Origin of the sequence: Franconibacter daqui (assembly GCF_014644275.1) — a bacterium.
Classification (GTDB): domain Bacteria; phylum Pseudomonadota; class Gammaproteobacteria; order Enterobacterales; family Enterobacteriaceae; genus Franconibacter; species Franconibacter pulveris.
In genome coordinates, this window is the sequence record NZ_BMKJ01000004.1 from 291,673 (window position 1) to 309,580 (window position 17,908).

Below are 17,908 nucleotides of genomic sequence, written 5' to 3' on the forward strand. Positions count from 1 at the left end.
ATTTTTGGGTGTTTCCGAAGTGATGGTTTGCACGGTTTTTTGCCGCTCCAGGCGGCTTTAAGTGCCGCCGATCACAGTTTTCGCTACTCCCCGCTACTCCTCCCCGTCTAATACCTGGCAGGATGAGGAAGTTAGCCAGGGGGCGCGGCACACTATTATAAAAGATGTTTATTTTGCTACAGGATCCCGATTCCCTATGTCACAGCCTATTTTTAACGAAGAACAATTTCAGGCCGCCCTGACGCGCCAGTGGCAGCAGTTTGGTTTAACGTCTGCAAAAGAAATGACCACGCGCCAGTGGTGGCACGCGGTAAGCGGCGCGCTGGCGGAAATGCTCGCCGCTCAGCCTGCGGTAAACAACACCTCTGCTCAGCGCCACGTTAATTACATTTCCATGGAGTTCCTGATTGGCCGTCTGACCGGTAATAACCTCCTGAATCTTGGCTGGTATTCGCAGGTTGCAGGACTGCTTGAGGCCCATGATGTCAACCTGAGCGATTTGCTGGAAGAGGAGATCGATCCGGCGCTCGGCAACGGCGGGCTTGGCCGCCTCGCCGCCTGCTTTTTGGATTCGATGGCAACCGTTGGCCAGCCCGCCACCGGTTACGGCCTGAACTATCAGTACGGCCTGTTCCGCCAGTCTTTTGACGACGGCAAGCAGATGGAGGCGCCGGATGACTGGCATCGCGGCAGCTATCCGTGGTTTCGCCACAATGAACAACTGGACGTGCAGGTAGGCATCGGCGGCAAAGTGGTGAAGGAAGGCAAAACGTCGCGCTGGCAGCCTGGGTTTATCATTACCGGCCAGGCATGGGACTTGCCAGTGATAGGTTATCGCAACGGCGTGACGCAGCCGCTGCGCCTGTGGCAGGCCACGCACGCGCACCCGTTCGATCTCACGCGCTTTAACGACGGCGACTTCCTGAAGGCCGAGCAGCAGGGCATCGACGCCGATAAACTCACCAAGGTGCTCTATCCGAACGACAACCACCTGGCCGGTAAAAAGCTGCGCCTGATGCAGCAATATTTCCAGTGCGCTTGTTCGGTTGCGGATATCCTGCGTCGTCATCACCTGGCGGGGCGTAATCTGCACGATCTGGCGGACTATGAAGTTATCCAGCTTAACGATACCCACCCTACCATCGCGATTCCCGAACTGCTGCGCGTCCTTATTGATGAGCACCAGTTGAGTTGGGATGAAGCCTGGGCTATCACCAGCAAAACGTTCGCCTACACCAACCATACGCTCATGCCGGAAGCGCTGGAGACCTGGGATGAACGCCTGGTGCGCACGCTGCTGCCGCGCCACATGCAAATCATCAAAGAGATTAACGCCCGCTTTAAGAAGCTGGTGCAAAAGACCTGGCCTAACGATGAAGCCGTATGGGCGAAACTGGCGGTGGTGCATGCCAACCAGGTGCGCATGGCGAACCTGTGCGTGGTCAGCGGCTTTGCGGTAAACGGCGTGGCGGCGCTGCACTCCGATCTGGTGGTGAAAGATCTCTTCCCGGAATATCACACGCTCTGGCCGAACAAATTCCATAACGTCACCAACGGCATTACCCCTCGACGCTGGATTAAGCAGTGCAACCCAGCGCTGGCGGCGCTGATTGATAAAACGCTGAAAAAAGAGTGGGTGAACGACCTCGATGTGCTGTCAGGGCTGGAGAAGTATGCCGACGACGCGGCTTTCCGCAAGGCTTACCGCGCTATTAAGCAGGAAAACAAAGTTCGCCTGGCGGCCTTTGTGAAAGCCCGCACCGGCATAGAAATTAACCCGAATGCGCTCTTCGACGTGCAGATTAAGCGCCTGCATGAATACAAACGCCAGCACCTTAATCTGCTGCATATCCTCGCGCTTTATAAAGAGATCCGTGAGAACCCGCAGGCGGACCGCGTGCCTCGCGTGTTCCTGTTCGGCGCAAAAGCGGCGCCGGGCTACTACCTGGCTAAAAACATTATCTTCGCCATTAATAAAGTGGCGGAAGCGGTAAACAACGACCCGCTCGTGGGCGACAAGCTGAAGGTGGTTTTCCTACCGGACTACAACGTGTCGGTGGCGGAGAAGATGATCCCGGCGGCGGATCTTTCCGAGCAGATCTCCACCGCAGGCAAAGAAGCGTCCGGCACCGGCAACATGAAGCTGGCGCTTAACGGCGCGTTGACCGTCGGCACGCTGGATGGCGCTAACGTTGAGATTGCCGAACAGGTTGGCGAAGAGAACATTTTTATTTTCGGCCATACCGTGGAAGAGGTGAAAGCGCTGAAGGCCAAAGGCTACGACCCGGTGAAATGGCGTAAAAAAGACAAGCTGCTCGACGCAGTCCTTAAAGAGCTTGAAAAGGGCGTTTACAGCGACGGCGACAAGCACGCGTTCGACCTCATGCTGCGCAGCATGGACAAACAGGGCGGCGATCCTTATCTGGTCATGGCGGATTTCAACGCCTATGTGAAAGCGCAGCGAGAGGTGGATGTGCTCTATCGCGATGAGGAAGCCTGGACGCGCGCGGCTATACTCAACACGGCGCGTTGCGGCATGTTCAGCTCGGACCGGTCGATTCGCGATTACCAACAACGTATCTGGCAGGCGAAACGCTAAGGATAATTCATGGATAGCAAACGCCTGGATAATGCCGCTCTGGGAGCGGGCATTGCAGCGAACTACATCAATGCGCACGGCAAACCGCAGGCTATTGGCGCTGAAACCAAGCAGCGTTTGCTGGACGCGATGAACCGTACCGCCGTCAGCGCGAATAAACGCGTGGCGGCGACGCCGGTGCCGAATGTGAAAGTGTTCATCCGGGGCAACCGGATGCAGTTTTCTCTTGAGGGGAAAGGGGACTATCAGTGGCTGCTCGACACCGAACAGGGGCAGCAGCACACCGGCGAGGCAAAAGGCGGTGAAACGCTTGTCCTGCCTACGCGTCTGCCGCTGGGCTATCACACGCTGACGCTGACGCAGCAGAAAAAGCGCTGGGAATGCCGGGTCATCGTCGCGCCTAAGCGCTGTTATGAGCCGCAGCCGCTGCTGGATGGCAAGAAGCTCTGGGGCGCCTGCGTGCAGCTTTACACGCTGCGCTCAGAAGCCAACTGGGGGATCGGCGATTTTGGCGATCTGAAAAAGATGCTGGCGGAAGTCGGCGAGCGGGGCGGGGCGTTTATCGGCCTCAACCCGATCCACGCGCTTTACCCGGCGAACCCGGAAAGCGCCAGCCCCTACAGCCCCTCTTCCCGCCGCTGGCTCAATGTGATTTATATCGACGTGAACGCGGTGGAGGATTTTCACTTAAGCGAAGAGGCGCAGGCCTGGTGGCGGCTTCCTACCACGCAGCAATCGCTGCAGGCGGCCCGCGACGCGCAGTGGGTGGATTACGCCACCGTCACGGCGCTGAAACTCACCGCGCTGCACATGGCATGGAAACGCTTTTCCACCCGCAGCGAGGAAGATGAGCAGGCCGTGGCGTTTCACGCGTTTGTCGCCGAGCAGGGGGAGAGCCTTTACTGGCAGGCGGCGTTCGACGCGCTGCACGCCGCGCAAATGAAAGAAGACAAAATGCGCTGGGGCTGGCCCGTCTGGCCTGAGGCTTACCGGGACATTCACAGCCCGGAGGTTAACGCGTTTTGCGAAGCGCAGGCTGATGAGGTTAATTTTTACCTCTGGCTGCAATGGCTGGCTTATACCCAGTTCGCCGGGTGCTGGCAAACCAGTCAACAGCATGAAATGCCGATAGGCCTCTATCGCGACCTTGCGGTAGGCGTGGCGGAAGGGGGGGCGGAAACCTGGCGCGATCGGGAGCTCTACTGCCTGAAAGCGTCCGTCGGCGCGCCGCCGGATATTCTTGGGCCGCTTGGGCAGAACTGGGGCCTGCCGCCGATGGATCCGCACATTATTGCCGCGCGCGGCTACGAGCCTTTTGTGGAGCTGCTGCGCGCTAATATGAAGAACTGCGGCGCGCTGCGCATCGATCACGTTATGTCGATGTTGCGCCTGTGGTGGATCCCCTACGGCGAGACGGCGGATAAAGGCGCCTATGTGCACTATCCGGTAGACGATCTGCTCGCTATCCTGGCGCTGGAAAGCCAGCGTCATCGCTGTATGGTTATCGGCGAAGATCTCGGCACCGTGCCGGCGGAGATTGTCGGCAAGCTGCGCAGCACCGGTGTTTACTCTTATAAGGTGCTCTACTTCGAGAGCGACCATGAGAAGCAGTTCCGCGCGCCGAAAGCCTGGCCGGTGCAGTCAATGGCGGTCGCCACCACCCATGACCTGCCGACGCTGCGCGGCTACTGGGAAAGCGGTGACCTGACGCTTGGTAAAACGCTTGGCCTGTATCCGGATGCCGAGGTGCTGCACGGCCTGTATGAAGATCGCGAGCGCGCCAAACAGGGCCTGCTGGAGAGCCTGCATAAATCTGGCTGTCTGCCGAAGCGAACCGGACATAACGCGTCGTTAATGAAGATGACCTCCACGCTAAACCGCGGGCTGCAACGCTACATCGCCGACAGCAACAGCGCGCTGCTTGGCCTGCAACCGGAGGACTGGCTGGATATGGCGGAGCCGGTGAACATCCCGGGCACCAGCTACCAGTATAAAAACTGGCGGCGCAAACTCTCGACAAGCCTTGAGCAGATGTTCGCCGATGAGGGTGTCAACCGGCTAATTAAGGATCTCGATAATCGCCGTAAAAAAGCGGCGATGGCGAGCTCGCCTGCCGGTAAGCGCAAGAAATAAAAAAAGCCCGCGCAATGCGGGCTTTTTTATAACTGGACGCCGGAGGTAAAAGCGGATGGCGCTGCGCTTATCCGCCCCGTGGACCCTGGCGTTAAAGGTGTTGTAAGGCAAGCGCAAACAGCACTCGCCATCTACAGCCGCGCTCTGTTAGTAGTAGGAGTGCTCGCCGCGCTGGTGCTCGGTGAGATCGCGCACGCCTTTCAGTTCCGGGAACTCATTCAGCAGCTGTTTCTCGATACCTTCTTTCAGCGTCACGTCCACCATGGAGCAACCGTTGCAGCCGCCGCCGAATTGCAGAATGGCGTAACCTTCATCGGTGATTTCCATCAGCGTGACGCGACCGCCATGGCCTGCCAGCTGCGGGTTGATCTGCGACTGCAGCAGGTACTCGACGCGCTCCATCAGCGGGGCATCGTCGGAAACTTTACGCATTTTGGCGTTAGGCGCTTTCAGCGTTAGCTGGGACCCGAGCTGGTCGGTCACGAAATCGATTTCCGCATCTTCCAGATACGGGGCGCTCAGCTCATCCACGTAAGCGGTAAGCTGGTCGAATTTCAGGGCAGTGTCCGTTGCTTCCACGGCGTCCGGCGGGCAATAAGAAACGCCGCATTCGGCATTCGGGGTGCCTGGGTTGATGACGAACACGCGGATTTGCGTCCCTTCTTCCTGATTTGCCAGCAGTTTGGCAAAGTGTGATTGGGCAGCATCGGAAATACGGATCATAACAATGGCCTAATAGTTGACTATTTTAGTCGGTTATAATACGCCCATCATCGAGGCTCTACAAGGTTCGACACAGGCACCATACCTGGACAGTCGCCGCGCCGTGCTGCAAAAGCAGGCGCGCGATTTGGGCGACCGTACTGCCGGTCGTAACGACATCATCCACAATAACGATATGGAGTCCTTTAACCGGCAATTCAAGCCGGAAGGCGTTTTTCAGGTTCCGTCGGCGCAGCCGGGCGCTCAGATGATGTTGAATGGCCGTTGCGCGCACCCGACTGATGGCGCGGGCTTCATACTGACAACCAAGCCAGCGCGCCAGGCATCTGGCGAGCAAATCGCTCTGGTTATAACCGCGGCGCCAGGCGCGGCGGCGATGCAGCGGCACGCTAATAATCCTGTCTGCCGGCGGCAGTCCTGCCGTTCTCCTTTCCTGTAACACGTTCAGCAGCAACAGGCGCGCCAGTGCGGCGGCAAGCGTGGTCTGGCGCTGAAATTTAAGCCTGTGCACCAGCGAACTTAACGGCGCGGCGTAATTGCTGATATACACCAGTCGCTGCCACGGCGGCGGCTTTTGCAAACAGCGCCCGCACGGCAAGCGGCCGTGCGCGGCAGGTAAACCGCACTGCGGGCAGTGAGGCGGCGATTTCAGGCTCCTGGCGCAGCGTGAGCAGACTCCCCAGCCAGAACGGGCAAGCGGCATCCGGCATAGCCAACATATCCCCGGTATTGTTAGCATGACGACCTCCTTGTACATCAATCATGAGAAGAGTAACGGATGAACGACATCTGGTGGCAGACCAAAGGGAAGGGAAATTGTCATCTTGTGCTGCTGCACGGATGGGGGCTGAACGCCGAAGTGTGGCATTGCATTTCTGAGGAATTAAGCTCGCATTTTACGCTGCACCTGGTAGACCTGCCGGGCTTTGGCAGAAGCCAGGGCTTTGGCGCGCTTTCGCTTGACGCGATGGCGGAAATCGTACTGCGTCAGGCGCCGGAGCGGGCCGTGTGGCTTGGCTGGAGCCTTGGCGGGCTGGTGGCGAGCCAGATTGCGCTCACGCATCCGCAGCGCGTACAGGCGCTGGTGACCGTGGCGTCGTCGCCCTGTTTCAGCGCTCATGGCGAATGGCCCGGCATCAAACCCGATGTGCTGGCCGGATTCCAGCGGCAGCTGCGCGAAGATTTTCAGCGCACGGTAGAGCGCTTCCTGGCGCTGCAAACGCTCGGCACGGAAACGGCGCGACAGGATGCCCGTACGCTCAAGGCGGTGGTGCTGGCTCAGCCAATGCCCGCGGCGGATGTGCTGGATGGGGGGCTTGAGATCCTGAAAACCGTTGATTTGCGCGAGCCGCTCGCCGCGCTTTCGCTGCCCTTTTTGCGTATTTACGGCAGGCTCGATGGGCTGGTGCCGCGCAACGTCGCAGCCTTGTTAGACGAAGCCTGGCCGCAAAGCGATTCTCTGGTGTTTCCAAAGGCGGCACACGCCCCGTTCATCTCGCATCCGGCGGAATTTTGTCTGGCCTTACGAGAATTTTCTTCGCCCTTTTTATAAAAATAAGACTGCTTAAGCGCGCCCGTCGTTAATACTTAAAACGTAACTGTCTGCTGACGTTTACGAGGTAGTCAGGGCAGGGGCAAAGGAAGTCTGCGCCTGTCCTGCGTCGGTATCTTTTACTCCTTCGATTGTTTTCAGGAGAGTCATGGCTATGAAAATCATCACTGGCGTAACTACGGCTTTGTTTATCGGTTCTGTTTCCTTCGGCGCGCTGGCGGCGGAAGAGATTCAGAAAGAGAAAGTGAAAGAGATGAATCTGACCAAAATCGGCACCATTGTTACGGACGACGCCACGGCGCCGATGGATGCCAGACAGGAACTGTCGAAAAAAGCCGATGCGATGGGCGGCAAGTATTATGTTGTCATCAGCGCGCAGAAACCGGGAAAGGATATTCACGCTACGGCGGACGTGTATAAATAAAAAAACGGCGGGGCGACCCGCCTTTTTAATGCGTAAGCATCCACAGCTCGCGCTGGCAGCCCTGGCTCTCCGGGCAACCTTTGCAACCGCTGCTGAGGCAGGCGTCCGGCTCCGCCTGCACCCTTTGCGCTTTGCCCATTCTTTCCAGTTGCTCCAGCATTGCCGCCACCCGGGGCAGGGGCAGCGCCAGCATCTTGCCGATGCGCTGCGCCTCCATGCGCCCCTGGAGCGCCAGCAGATCGCGTACGTCAACCAGGCTCGCCATCGCGCCTCCTTAATGGCATTCGCCTGCCGGGCTTTCGCAGCAGGCAGCAGGCGTACGGCGGCGGGCAAGCAGTGAAATATCCACACGGCTGCGTACGCGTCGCAGTCCAGTCAACAGCAGGGCGTTAAACAACGCCACCGCCAGAATGCAAACCAGGCTGTACTGCGGATGTTGATGAAAAGTCACGCTCTGGTAGAAGAGCGTTGCCAGCGAGTAAGCCACATTCAGCCCCCACAGAATGGAAAAGCCCATCCAGCCGCGGCTCGATTCACGGGCGATAGCGCCCATGACGGAAATGCAGGGGATATAAAGCAGCACAAAGATGAGATAGCTATAGGCGGCCGCTTCGCTGCCGAATTTGCTGCTCATGACGCCCATCGCCCCTGTCGCCATCTCGCCGTCGCCTTTGCTTGCTTCAATGGGGTTGGCGAGCACGCTCAGGCTGAAGGTCTCTTTGAGACTTTGCCAGGTTTCCTGGGCCGCGCTCTTTAATTCTTCCGCCAGGTTGAACGTCGTCGCGTCGAAGGCATCCTCATGGATGTTCTCTGCGGTGTAGAGGGTGTTCAGCGTGCCGACGACGACCTCTTTCGCCATTGCGCCGGTGAACAGGCCGACAGTCGCCTGCCAGTTATCGTCCCGCACGCCAATCGGCTGGAGCAGCGGCGTCAGCGCCTGGCTTACCGAGGCCAGCGCGGAGTCGTTAATGTTATTTACCGGTTTGCCGCTGAAAGAGAAGCTGTTTAGCGCGCCAATGAAAACGCTTACCACCACAATCACTTTCCCTGCGCGCAGGGTGAAGGCTTTCAGGCGCTGCCAGGTTTGCAACAGCAGGCTTTTAAGATGCGGCACATGGTAAACGGGCAGTTCCATCACGAACGGCGTGGCTTCGCCGCGCATGATGGTGTGTTTCAGCATCAGGCCGGTGAGAATCGCCATGACGATGCCGAGCAGATAAAGCGAGAAGACCACCAGCGCCCCCTGCTGGCCGAAAAAGGCGGCGGCGAAGACGGCGAAAATCGCCAGACGCGCGCCGCAGGACATAAAGGGCGCCATCATCACCGTCATCAATCTTTCGCGCGGCGCATCAAGCGTGCGGGCGCCCATCACCGAAGGCACATTGCAGCCAAACCCGACAATCAGCGGCACGAAGGATTTGCCCGGCAGCCCCAGCGACTGCATCAGGCGGTCCATGACAAACGCCGCGCGAGCCATATAGCCGGAGTCCTCCAGAAAAGAGAGGAAGAGGTACATCATGCCAATCTGCGGCACCAGCGGCAGAACGGTATTAATGCCGCCGCCAATCCCCTGAGCGAGGAAAATGGTCAGCCAGTCCGGAAAGTGGAACGTGTATCCCACCCATTGCAGGCCATGAATAAACAGGGCGACGGAGCCGGCGTCGAAGATGGGCTGCAGCGCGCCGCCGATATTAATCGCCAGTAAAAACATCAGGTACATCACCAGCAAAAAGACCGGCAGGCCGAGAAAGCGGTTGAGGATAATTTTATCCATCGCCACGGTCAGGCGGTGCGGCTCGGCGGTGAGGCTGTTGCTGACCGCATCGCAAATGGCGGCGATACTCTGATAGCGCGCGTCGGCGATAAGCAGCGCCGGGTCGTCCAGCGCATCAGCAAGACGCGCCTGCACGGCGGGGAGCAGGCTTTCCGCTTTGCCTGCAAACGCGCGGCTGTAGATGTCGCCTTCCAGCATTTGCAGGCCCAGCCAGCGGCGCTGGCGCGGCGGCAGCTCGCCCGGCATAACGGCTGCCAGCGCATCGGCTTCGCGCAGCAGCAGGGAGGGGTAGCGCACCAGCTCAACACGCAGGTTTTGCGGCTGGCGGTCAATGGCGAGCCTGAGGCTTTCGATACCGCGGGCGCGGGTGGAGACCAGCGGCACCACCGGGCAGCCCAGGCGGGCGGCCAGCGCGTCGATATCGATACGGATATTTTGCTTTTCGGCAATATCGAGCATGTTAAGCGCTACCACGCAGGGAATGCCGAGCTCCAGCAGCTGTAGCGTGAGATAGAGGTTGCGCTCAAGGTTCGAGGCGTCCACTACGTTGATGAGCATATCCGCTTCGCCGCCAAGAATGTAATGACAGGCGATCTGCTCATCCAGCGACGTCTGAGAAGAGATAGTGGTGAGCGAGTAAGTCCCCGGCAGGTCCACCAGAGTGACGTGGTGCTCAAGGGTGGAGAAAAACCCCTCTTTACGCTCGACCGTCACGCCTGCCCAGTTTCCCACGCGCTGGCGCGCGCCGGTCAGCTGGTTGAAAAGGGTGGTTTTACCGGAGTTAGGGTTGCCAATTAAGCCAATGGTTAACTTTTTCATAGTCGCGTGAACTCAATAACGGGTCGCCGTCAGGCGGCTTCAACCTGCAACAGCGCCAGATCTTTTTTTCTCAGCACCAGATTTACGCGTCGGGTTTCAATATGAATAGGGTCGCCAAGCGGCGCCACGCGCACCACGTTAAAAGAAGAGCCTGGCAACATGCCCAGCGACAGCAGTTTTTGACGATATGCCGGGCTGATGGCTGGCGCGAAGCCGGTAATTTTCCACGTGCTGTTAAGAGTGAATCGCATAAAGCCTACTTATCTTTCAGTTGCGGACGGGCTTTTCGGCATGACCGGTAGCCGACAATAAGCCGGAAATCACGCAGGAGAAGGGAATCGATTTATATGGCAGGATGATAATGATAATGGTTTTTATCTTCAACGCCTCGATAAAGCGAAAGGGTGCTTATTTACGGTTTATTTGTTCTGGCGCAAAAAAGAGAAAATAAGTTGCTGAATCTTTTGGGTTTTTACTTTTATTTTATACTTTTCAATGTATTAGGCTGGACAGGAAGGCGAAATAATTTCATTTTTAGCATGAATGTTATTATTTGGTTTCATCTGTTATTTGAATGAGAAAATAAAAACGGTGGGGAATGCCTGCGACAATCGCGACAAAACGTAATGGTTATTTCATCCCGTCTTTTTATTAATTATCGCGTTTAGCCGTGGCGCCGATTTTTGGTCAGCCAATGGGCGAACAGCGCTACGTTTATTCGTGCAGAGAAAGGGAAGCCAACGCGCAAGCGGGAGCTTCGGCTGACCTTCTGCGGGCGAGCCGGAATGATTAAGGGGGCGATAAGCCCCCCTTAACACATTCACAGGATGAGAGGCGCCATGATCATGCAACGCTTTGGTGAAGGCGCCGTCCGCCTTGCCCTGGCGCTTCTCATTTCCGCCGCTTCCCTGGCAAAGGGAAGAGACCGCGGCGTTTACCGCTTCTTGCCAAAGGCGGCGGCGAGCGCATCGCTCATCGCGCTGTTGCCGCTGGCGGCATTATCGCGCGGCGGCTTGCGGTTTTGCGCCGGGCGATTGCCCTGCTCACGGCCATTGCCGCCGCCGCGGCGGGCGTTGCCTTCGCCTGGCTGTTCATCCAGACGCATGGTCAGCGCAATACGCTTGCGTTGCAGGTCTACCTCCAGCACTTTCACCTTCACGATATCGCCCGCTTTCACCACTTTATGCGGATCGTCTACGAACTTATCGGCAAGGGAAGAGATATGCACCAGGCCATCCTGATGTACGCCGATATCCACAAACGCGCCGAAATTGGTGACGTTGGTCACCGCGCCTTCCAGCACCATGCCTGGCTGGAGATCGTTCATGGTCTCCACCCCTTCGGCGAACTGCGCAGTTTTAAATTCCGGACGCGGGTCGCGGCCCGGTTTTTCCAGCTCTTTGATGATGTCGGTTACCGTCGGCACGCCGAAACGCTCATCGGTGAAATCCACCGCCTTCACGTTACGCAGCGCATTGCTGTTGCCCATCAGGTCGCGCAAGGACTGCTCGGTCGCCGCCAGGATGCGTTCTACCACCGGGTAAGCCTCCGGGTGAACAGTTGAGGCGTCGAGCGGGTTGTCGCCGTGATTGATGCGCAGGAATCCGGCGCACTGCTCAAACGCTTTCGGCCCGAGGCGGCTAACTTTCAGCAACTGCTGGCGGTTGCGGAACTGCCCGTTCTCGTCGCGCCAGGCAACGATATTCTGCGCCATCATGCGCGTCAGCCCCGCCACGCGGGTCAGCAGCGGCACCGAGGCGGTGTTGAGGTCAACGCCCACGGCGTTTACGCAGTCTTCCACTACCGCGTCGAGCTTGCGGGCAAGCTGGCTCTGGCTTACGTCATGCTGATACTGGCCCACGCCGATGGATTTCGGGTCGATTTTCACCAGCTCCGCCAGCGGGTCCTGCAGACGGCGGGCGATGGAAACCGCGCCGCGTAAGGAGACATCCAGGTCCGGAAACTCCTGCGCCGCCAGTTCGGAAGCGGAGTAAACAGAAGCGCCCGCTTCGCTGACGATCACCTTCTGCGCCGTCACCTTCGGGAACTGCTTTTGCACGTCGAGGAAGAAACGCTCGGTTTCGCGCGACGCGGTGCCGTTGCCGATGGCGACCAGCTCCACGTTATATTTTTCACACAGCGCGGCCACGACCACCGCCGCTTTCGCCGCCTGTCCGGTATGCGGATAAACCGTATCGGTGGCGACCAGCTTGCCGGTGGCGTCCACTACCGCCACTTTCACGCCGGTGCGCAGGCCTGGATCAAGGCCCATGGTGGCGCGCAGGCCCGCCGGCGCGGCCATCAGCAGATCGTGCAGGTTGCGGGCGAAAACATTAATAGCTTCCTCTTCCGCGCGCTCGCGCACGGTGCTCATCAGCTCGGTTTCCAGGTGCATTAGCACTTTGATGCGCCATGTCCAACTGACGACGCCTTTGCGCCAGCTATCCGCCGGGGCGTTGTTCAGGCGCAGGCCGAGGTGGTCGATGATGATCTGCTCGCAGTGGCTTTCGCGCGGCGGCTCGTCAAACTGCGGGTCGGCATTCAGAGAAAGCTGTAAAACGCCTTCGTTGCGTCCGCGGAACATCGCCAGCGCGCGGTGCGAAGGCACCGTGGAAATGGGCTCATGGTGGGAGAAATAGTCGCGGAACTTCGCCCCTTCTTCCTCTTTGCCCGGCACTACGGTTGCAACGAGGTGCGCGTTCTTCCACAAATAGTCGCGAACGCGGGCCAGCAGCGTCGCGTCTTCCGCGAAACGCTCCATCAGAATATAACGCGCGCCGTCGAGCGCCGCTTTGGCGTCGGCGACGCCTTTATCGGCATCAATAAACGTCGCCGCTGCCGCTTCCGGCTCGTTGGCAGGGTCGTTCCACAGCAGGTCCGCCAGCGGCTCGAGGCCTGCTTCGATGGCTATCTGCCCGCGGGTGCGGCGCTTGGGTTTGAAGGGCAGGTAAAGGTCTTCGAGTTCGGTTTTGCTGAGCGTGCCGTTAATGGCGGCGGAGAGGTCGTCGGTGAGTTTGCCCTGCTCGGCGATAGATTTCAGAATAGCCTGGCGGCGCTCTTCCAGTTCGCGCAGGTAGCCCAGACGCGTTTCAAGCTGACGCAGCTGCGTGTCGTCCAGGCCGCCTGTCACTTCCTTACGATAACGTGCGATAAACGGCACGGTGTTCCCTTCATCAAGCAGGCGAACGGCAGCTTCTACCTGTTCCGTCCTGGCCTGAAGTTCGCCGGCGATAATGCGGCTGAGCGAATCATTCATCATGGCAATGTCATCTGTTGAGTACGAAAAGTCAGGGCACAGTTATACGGATTGAGCGGGGAAAATGCCAGCCACAGCCGCGCCGGGGGGAGGAATCGGACACTTCTGTGGCGCAGGATTATTTAACGTATTCGATCTCGTTCACATACCAGGTGGCAAGGCCTGCCGGGGTCTGAACGGTCGCCACGTCGCCAGGCTCTTTTTTCAGCAGCGCGCGCGCCATTGGGGAGTCGATAGAGATGTAATCTTTGCGGCCGAAAATTTCGTCATAACCGACGATGCGAAAGCGCTTAATGTCGCCGTCGTCGTTTTCCACCTCAACCCAGGCGCCGAAGAAGACTTTGCCTTCCTGCTGCGGCGAGTAATCGACGATTTTAAGCTGCTCCAGGCATTTGGTGAGATAGCGGACGCGGCGGTCAATTTCCCGCAGCCGCTTTTTGTTGTACTGGTAGTCAGCATTTTCGCTTCGGTCGCCAAGGCTTGCCGCCCAGGTCACTTTTTTTGTGACTTCCGGGCGCTCTTCGCGCCAGAGATAATCGAGCTCTTTTTTCAGCTTTTCATAGCCTTCGCGGGTGATTAAGGGCGTTTTCATCTGCGGATTTTCCAAAGTAACCGTGCACCGGCGTACCTTAACGAGCGCTGCCGACAAAGGGAAGCGCCGCTGTTAAGAAATGCGCGCCGCAGGCGTGGCGGTTTTTGGTTCGAGCGGCAAGCCGGACGCAAAAGCGAAAAGGGCGGCGCGCCACATTCATCCGTTTTACTTTATCCGGGAAAAAGCGTTGTGGGAAAATAAAGACGCCTTGCCTGTAAAAACTCCCTTTGTTATTTCAGATCATGCTTTAAAAAATAAATAAGCACGGATAATGCGCAAACAGAACGTGAATAACAGGACGTTATTTTATGGTAATGGCAACCTTCCCTTTAACGATTTATCAAACACGCCGCGGCTTTAATGATGTTGGCGCGGATGACATGCGTTACGGGGATATATCACAGGAACAACTCATAAAAAGATTCCGGCTCACCGCGGTATCGAACGTTATCGATCCTTATACTCTGACGCGATTAACGCCTTTTAATACGCCGCAGTCGCGCTTTGCTGGCGTATATGGCAACAGAAACGGCGGCCAGCTTAGCGTTCATGAGTGCGCCAGATTACTGTTTGAAGAACTCCAGGCCACTTCTTTGCCTTTCGCTTTTTATGGGCCTTACCGGCAGCTTATCAATCAGATGCTGACGCACCTTTATCGCTCCACCGGCGCGCCCTGGCGCGACGCACGGTTAGATTTGGCCTACCGTAATCAAATCCTTAGGGATAACTCAAAAAACAGTACCCGGATTGCGATTAAGCAAGTTATCGACACTTACATTGATTACCAACAAAAGGGGTATCCTGGCGACAAGGTTTTCGCGTTTGCTGAAGCTATTCGCGACAAAATCTTGCCGAAGTTTGATTCATTTATTGATAAAATTAACGGTATGGGAGTCTGTGTGCATGATGTACATGCTACGCAGATTAAGGTGTTGAGTTTAAAGGTTGAAGAAAAACGGTGGCGAGCCAAAATTCTCTTCCAGGGGCAAGACCATTTTGGCCTCGGTATTGAAGACATTCAAAAACGAAAATTTATGCAACTTCAATTTTTTAGGATATGGTTCATTTTGCAACGCTTTAACCGGTTCGGCTTTCGGCCATTTCTGACTAATATGGAAGCAGTCATTGATCTGGAGGGAGGTAGCAGATGAAAAAGCTGCTGCTCATATTAGGGATTGTCGCCATTATGTTGGGGTGTTATTTCTATCTGAATAACAGGAAAGTTACCGTTATAGATGCTCACCATGGACACTATGCTGCGCAAGTCCTTGTGAATCACTTACCTTTATCAAACTCGGCGCGTATTCAGTGGTGGATTACAAATCAGCCTGAAATATTTTCCAAATATAAAATTGCCCACCACGATGCTGGCGGGCCTTCTCTGATTACTATTTTTGCTTTTGGCAAAGGTTATCAGGAAGATAATGGTGAAGACAGATTATGTTTTAAGGATATGGATACTCCGAAAAACTGCATTGATAAAGACAGTATTATGACTGTTTTTTATTCGCGTAACGGCGACACTGAATTCCGGTTTGATAACGCGGTTTATATTCGTAATAAAGAAGGGCAAATTTATCAATCTGAAGAGGAATAAACGGCCTGCGCGCATTCCCGGCGTTTCTCCTGCCTCAGCAACCTTTTCTACCCACCCTCTTTTTCTCAGCCGCTGGCGGCGCTTTTTTAGTCGCGTCGCGCAGGCAACACGGCGCGCTTTCAACGTTATGAGACTGACAGGGTTCCCGCTGCCCTTTGCGTACCCTCCTGACAGCAAGTTTTCCGCTTTTCCGATACCCAACGTAGCGCAAGGAAGCTTACTCTTTATGACAAAGCGCGTATTTAAGCTGCTGTTAAATATGCTTTGTAACAATTTAGGCTAGAATATATACCAGATTTAATTCACCCCGTGGACGCTCAGTTTCTTAGAATACGCCCACCACTGTCCGAGCCTTTGGGAGTAAACACATGCAAGAAAATTATAAGATTCTGGTTGTTGATGACGATATGCGCCTGCGCGCGCTGCTGGAACGTTATCTCACCGAACAGGGCTTCCAGGTTCGCAGCGTAGCCAACGCCGAGCAGATGGATCGACTGCTGACCCGCGAGTCTTTCCATTTGATGGTGCTCGACCTGATGCTGCCAGGAGAAGACGGGCTTTCTATCTGCCGCCGTCTGCGCAGCCAGAGCAACCCGATGCCGATAATCATGGTCACCGCAAAAGGGGAAGAGGTGGATCGTATCGTGGGGCTGGAAATCGGCGCCGACGACTATATTCCTAAACCCTTCAACCCGCGTGAGCTGTTGGCCCGTATCCGCGCCGTGCTGCGTCGCCAGGCGAACGAACTGCCGGGCGCGCCTTCGCAGGAAGAGGCCGTTATCGCTTTCGGTAAATTCAAGCTCAACCTGGGCACCCGCGAAATGTTCCGCGAGGATGAGCCGATGCCCCTTACCAGCGGCGAATTCGCCGTACTGAAAGCGCTGGTCAGCCATCCGCGTGAGCCGCTCTCCCGCGACAAACTGATGAACCTGGCGCGCGGTCGCGAATACAGCGCCATGGAGCGCTCTATCGACGTGCAAATCTCCCGCCTGCGCCGCATGGTGGAGGAGGATCCGGCGCATCCGCGCTATATCCAGACCGTCTGGGGACTGGGCTACGTCTTTGTGCCGGACGGTTCTAAAGCATGAAGCGAGTGCGCTTCTCGCCCCGAAGCTCCTTTGCCCGTACGCTGCTGCTCATCATCACTCTGCTGTTCGTCAGCCTGGTGACGACGTACCTTGTGGTGTTGAACTTCGCTATTCTGCCGAGCCTTCAGCAGTTTAACAAAGTTCTCGCCTACGAAGTGCGTATGCTGATGACGGATAAACTGCAGCTGGAAGATGGCACGCAGCTGGTGGTGCCTCCGGCGTTTCGTCGGGAGATCTACCGGGAACTGGGCATTTCGCTCTATTCCAACGAAGCGGCAGAGGACGCGGGCTTGCGCTGGGCGCAGCACTACGAATTTTTAAGTCAGCAGATGGCCCAGCAGCTCGGCGGCCCGACAGAAGTCCGCGTCGAGGTGAACAAAAGCTCGCCGGTGGTGTGGCTGAAAACCTGGCTGTCGCCCAACATCTGGGTACGCGTGCCGCTCACGGAAATTCATCAGGGCGACTTCTCGCCGCTCTTCCGTTACACGCTTGCCATCATGCTGTTGGCGATAGGCGGCGCCTGGCTCTTTATCCGCATTCAGAACCGGCCGCTGGTGGATCTCGAACACGCCGCCTTGCAGGTAGGGCGGGGGAATATCCCGCCGCCGCTGCGTGAGTATGGCGCTTCTGAAGTGCGCTCGGTAACGCGCGCCTTCAACCATATGGCGGCGGGGGTGAAGCAGCTGGCGGACGATCGCACTTTGCTGATGGCGGGCGTAAGCCATGACCTGCGCACGCCGCTGACGCGTATTCGCCTCGCTACGGAGATGATGAGCGAAGGTGACGGCTACCTCGCTGAGTCCATTAACAAGGATATCGAAGAGTGCAACGCCATCATCGAACAGTTCATTGATTCAACGCGGTGCTGGGCGAGGTGATTGCCGCGGAAAGCGGCTATGAGCGTGAAATTGAGACGGCGCTGGAGAGCGGCGAAATTATGGTACGTATCCATCCGCTTTCCATCAAACGCGCCGTCGCTAACATGGTGGTCAACGCCGCTCGCTACGGCAATGGCTGGATCAAAGTGAGCAGCGGCACCGAGCTCAACCGCGCCTGGTTCCAGGTGGAAGATGACGGGCCTGGCATTAAGCCCGAGCAGCTTAAACACCTGCTGCAGCCGTTTGTGCGCGGCGACAGCGCCCGCAGCACCAGCGGCACCGGGCTGGGGCTTGCTATCGTGCAGCGTATCGTTGACAACCACAACGGCGCACTGGATATCGATACCAGCGAGCGGGGCGGTTTACGCATTCGCGCCTGGTTACCCATTCCGGTGATGAAAAGCCCGCAGCTGAGCAAAAACAGCGTTACCGCGTAAGCATAAAAAAACCACCCGAGGGTGGTTTTTTTTCGC

The 17,908-nt window shown here is 57.0% G+C and carries 15 protein-coding genes and 1 pseudogene; 9 read left to right on the forward strand and 7 right to left on the reverse strand.

The genetic code is table 11. The features are described from left to right. Positions 1–196: 196 nt before the first annotated feature. Positions 197–2,599 (forward strand): maltodextrin phosphorylase, encoded by a 2,403-nt coding sequence (gene malP / locus IEX01_RS15280; RefSeq protein ID WP_188724119.1) that lies wholly within the window; start codon positions 197–199, stop codon positions 2,597–2,599. 9 nt (positions 2,600–2,608) lie between these two features. Beyond that, positions 2,609–4,732 carry a 4-alpha-glucanotransferase gene (gene malQ, locus IEX01_RS15285; protein WP_188724120.1) on the forward strand — a complete coding sequence of 708 codons (2,124 nt, stop codon included), beginning with the start codon at positions 2,609–2,611 and terminating at the stop codon, positions 4,730–4,732. 147 nt (positions 4,733–4,879) lie between these two features. On the opposite strand, the gene nfuA is transcribed toward malQ, so the two are convergent. Both nfuA and gntX read right to left on the reverse strand, forming a co-directional pair. Further along, on the reverse strand, positions 4,880–5,455 hold the full coding sequence (nfuA, locus tag IEX01_RS15290) for a Fe-S biogenesis protein NfuA (protein ID WP_024554015.1): 576 nt from the start codon (positions 5,453–5,455) through the stop codon (positions 4,880–4,882). A 58-nt stretch (positions 5,456–5,513) separates the two neighbouring features. Further along, complete coding sequence (gntX, locus tag IEX01_RS15295; RefSeq protein ID WP_188724121.1) at positions 5,514–6,194, reverse strand: DNA utilization protein GntX; 681 nt, start codon at positions 6,192–6,194, stop codon at positions 5,514–5,516. A gap of 39 nt (positions 6,195–6,233) precedes the next feature. Between gntX and bioH the strand changes: the two genes are divergently transcribed. Both bioH and IEX01_RS15305 read left to right on the forward strand, forming a co-directional pair. Further along, complete coding sequence (gene bioH, locus IEX01_RS15300; RefSeq protein ID WP_024557019.1) at positions 6,234–7,007, forward strand: pimeloyl-ACP methyl ester esterase BioH; 774 nt, start codon at positions 6,234–6,236, stop codon at positions 7,005–7,007. 154 nt (positions 7,008–7,161) lie between these two features. Beyond that, positions 7,162–7,431 carry a YdgH/BhsA/McbA-like domain containing protein gene (locus IEX01_RS15305; RefSeq protein ID WP_024557018.1) on the forward strand — a complete coding sequence of 90 codons (270 nt, stop codon included), beginning with the start codon at positions 7,162–7,164 and terminating at the stop codon, positions 7,429–7,431. 25 nt (positions 7,432–7,456) lie between these two features. Here the strand turns inward: IEX01_RS15305 and feoC are convergent, their stop codons facing one another. The 5 genes from feoC to greB all read right to left on the reverse strand — a co-directional run bounded on the left by feoC (position 7,457) and on the right by greB (position 13,872). After that, positions 7,457–7,696, reverse strand: a complete 240-nt coding sequence (gene feoC, locus IEX01_RS15310) for a [Fe-S]-dependent transcriptional repressor FeoC (RefSeq protein WP_024557017.1) — start codon at positions 7,694–7,696, stop codon at positions 7,457–7,459. A gap of 9 nt (positions 7,697–7,705) precedes the next feature. Further along, positions 7,706–10,024, reverse strand: coding sequence for a Fe(2+) transporter permease subunit FeoB (feoB, locus tag IEX01_RS15315; RefSeq protein ID WP_188724122.1), 2,319 nt, complete (start codon positions 10,022–10,024; stop codon positions 7,706–7,708). A gap of 29 nt (positions 10,025–10,053) precedes the next feature. Continuing rightward, entirely contained in the window at positions 10,054–10,275 is a 222-nt protein-coding gene (gene feoA / locus IEX01_RS15320; RefSeq protein WP_024557015.1) for a ferrous iron transporter A, read from the reverse strand. Between the two features lie 683 nt (positions 10,276–10,958). Continuing rightward, on the reverse strand, positions 10,959–13,283 hold the full coding sequence (locus IEX01_RS15325) for a Tex family protein (RefSeq protein ID WP_188724123.1): 2,325 nt from the start codon (positions 13,281–13,283) through the stop codon (positions 10,959–10,961). Between the two features lie 115 nt (positions 13,284–13,398). Then, positions 13,399–13,872, reverse strand: coding sequence for a transcription elongation factor GreB (greB, locus tag IEX01_RS15330; RefSeq protein ID WP_024558209.1), 474 nt, complete (start codon positions 13,870–13,872; stop codon positions 13,399–13,401). Between the two features lie 79 nt (positions 13,873–13,951). Here greB and IEX01_RS15335 point away from each other — a divergent pair, with 79 nt between their 5' ends. The 5 genes and pseudogenes from IEX01_RS15335 to envZ all read left to right on the forward strand — a co-directional run bounded on the left by IEX01_RS15335 (position 13,952) and on the right by envZ (position 17,872). Continuing rightward, positions 13,952–14,134, forward strand: coding sequence for a hypothetical protein (locus tag IEX01_RS15335; RefSeq protein WP_024558208.1), 183 nt, complete (start codon positions 13,952–13,954; stop codon positions 14,132–14,134). A gap of 46 nt (positions 14,135–14,180) precedes the next feature. Next, positions 14,181–15,023 carry a DUF3289 family protein gene (locus IEX01_RS15340; protein WP_188724124.1) on the forward strand — a complete coding sequence of 281 codons (843 nt, stop codon included), beginning with the start codon at positions 14,181–14,183 and terminating at the stop codon, positions 15,021–15,023. Beyond that, positions 15,020–15,469 (forward strand): DUF943 family protein, encoded by a 450-nt coding sequence (locus tag IEX01_RS15345; protein ID WP_188724125.1) that lies wholly within the window; start codon positions 15,020–15,022, stop codon positions 15,467–15,469. Before IEX01_RS15340 ends, IEX01_RS15345 begins: the two co-directional genes overlap by 4 nt. A 368-nt stretch (positions 15,470–15,837) precedes the next feature. Beyond that, positions 15,838–16,557, forward strand: coding sequence for an osmolarity response regulator transcription factor OmpR (gene ompR / locus IEX01_RS15350; RefSeq protein WP_001157751.1), 720 nt, complete (start codon positions 15,838–15,840; stop codon positions 16,555–16,557). After that, a pseudogene (gene envZ / locus IEX01_RS15355) lies at positions 16,554–17,872 on the forward strand (two-component system sensor histidine kinase EnvZ). Before ompR ends, envZ begins: the two are co-directional and overlap by 4 nt. Positions 17,873–17,908: the final 36 nt, after the last annotated feature.

Coding starts and splice junctions, on each gene's coding strand:
- feoC (WP_024557017.1), bottom strand. CDS start 7,696: ATGGCGAGCCTGGTTGACGTACGCGATCTGCTGGCGCTCCAGGGGCGC.
- greB (WP_024558209.1), bottom strand. CDS start 13,872: ATGAAAACGCCCTTAATCACCCGCGAAGGCTATGAAAAGCTGAAAAAA.
- IEX01_RS15335 (WP_024558208.1), top strand. CDS start 13,952: ATGCGCGCCGCAGGCGTGGCGGTTTTTGGTTCGAGCGGCAAGCCGGAC.
- IEX01_RS15325 (WP_188724123.1), bottom strand. CDS start 13,283: ATGATGAATGATTCGCTCAGCCGCATTATCGCCGGCGAACTTCAGGCC.
- nfuA (WP_024554015.1), bottom strand. CDS start 5,455: ATGATCCGTATTTCCGATGCTGCCCAATCACACTTTGCCAAACTGCTG.
- IEX01_RS15305 (WP_024557018.1), top strand. CDS start 7,162: ATGAAAATCATCACTGGCGTAACTACGGCTTTGTTTATCGGTTCTGTT.
- ompR (WP_001157751.1), top strand. CDS start 15,838: ATGCAAGAAAATTATAAGATTCTGGTTGTTGATGACGATATGCGCCTG.
- feoB (WP_188724122.1), bottom strand. CDS start 10,024: ATGAAAAAGTTAACCATTGGCTTAATTGGCAACCCTAACTCCGGTAAA.
- gntX (WP_188724121.1), bottom strand. CDS start 6,194: ATGCTAACAATACCGGGGATATGTTGGCTATGCCGGATGCCGCTTGCC.
- malP (WP_188724119.1), top strand. CDS start 197: ATGTCACAGCCTATTTTTAACGAAGAACAATTTCAGGCCGCCCTGACG.
- feoA (WP_024557015.1), bottom strand. CDS start 10,275: ATGCGATTCACTCTTAACAGCACGTGGAAAATTACCGGCTTCGCGCCA.
- IEX01_RS15340 (WP_188724124.1), top strand. CDS start 14,181: ATGGTAATGGCAACCTTCCCTTTAACGATTTATCAAACACGCCGCGGC.
- IEX01_RS15345 (WP_188724125.1), top strand. CDS start 15,020: ATGAAAAAGCTGCTGCTCATATTAGGGATTGTCGCCATTATGTTGGGG.
- malQ (WP_188724120.1), top strand. CDS start 2,609: ATGGATAGCAAACGCCTGGATAATGCCGCTCTGGGAGCGGGCATTGCA.
- bioH (WP_024557019.1), top strand. CDS start 6,234: ATGAACGACATCTGGTGGCAGACCAAAGGGAAGGGAAATTGTCATCTT.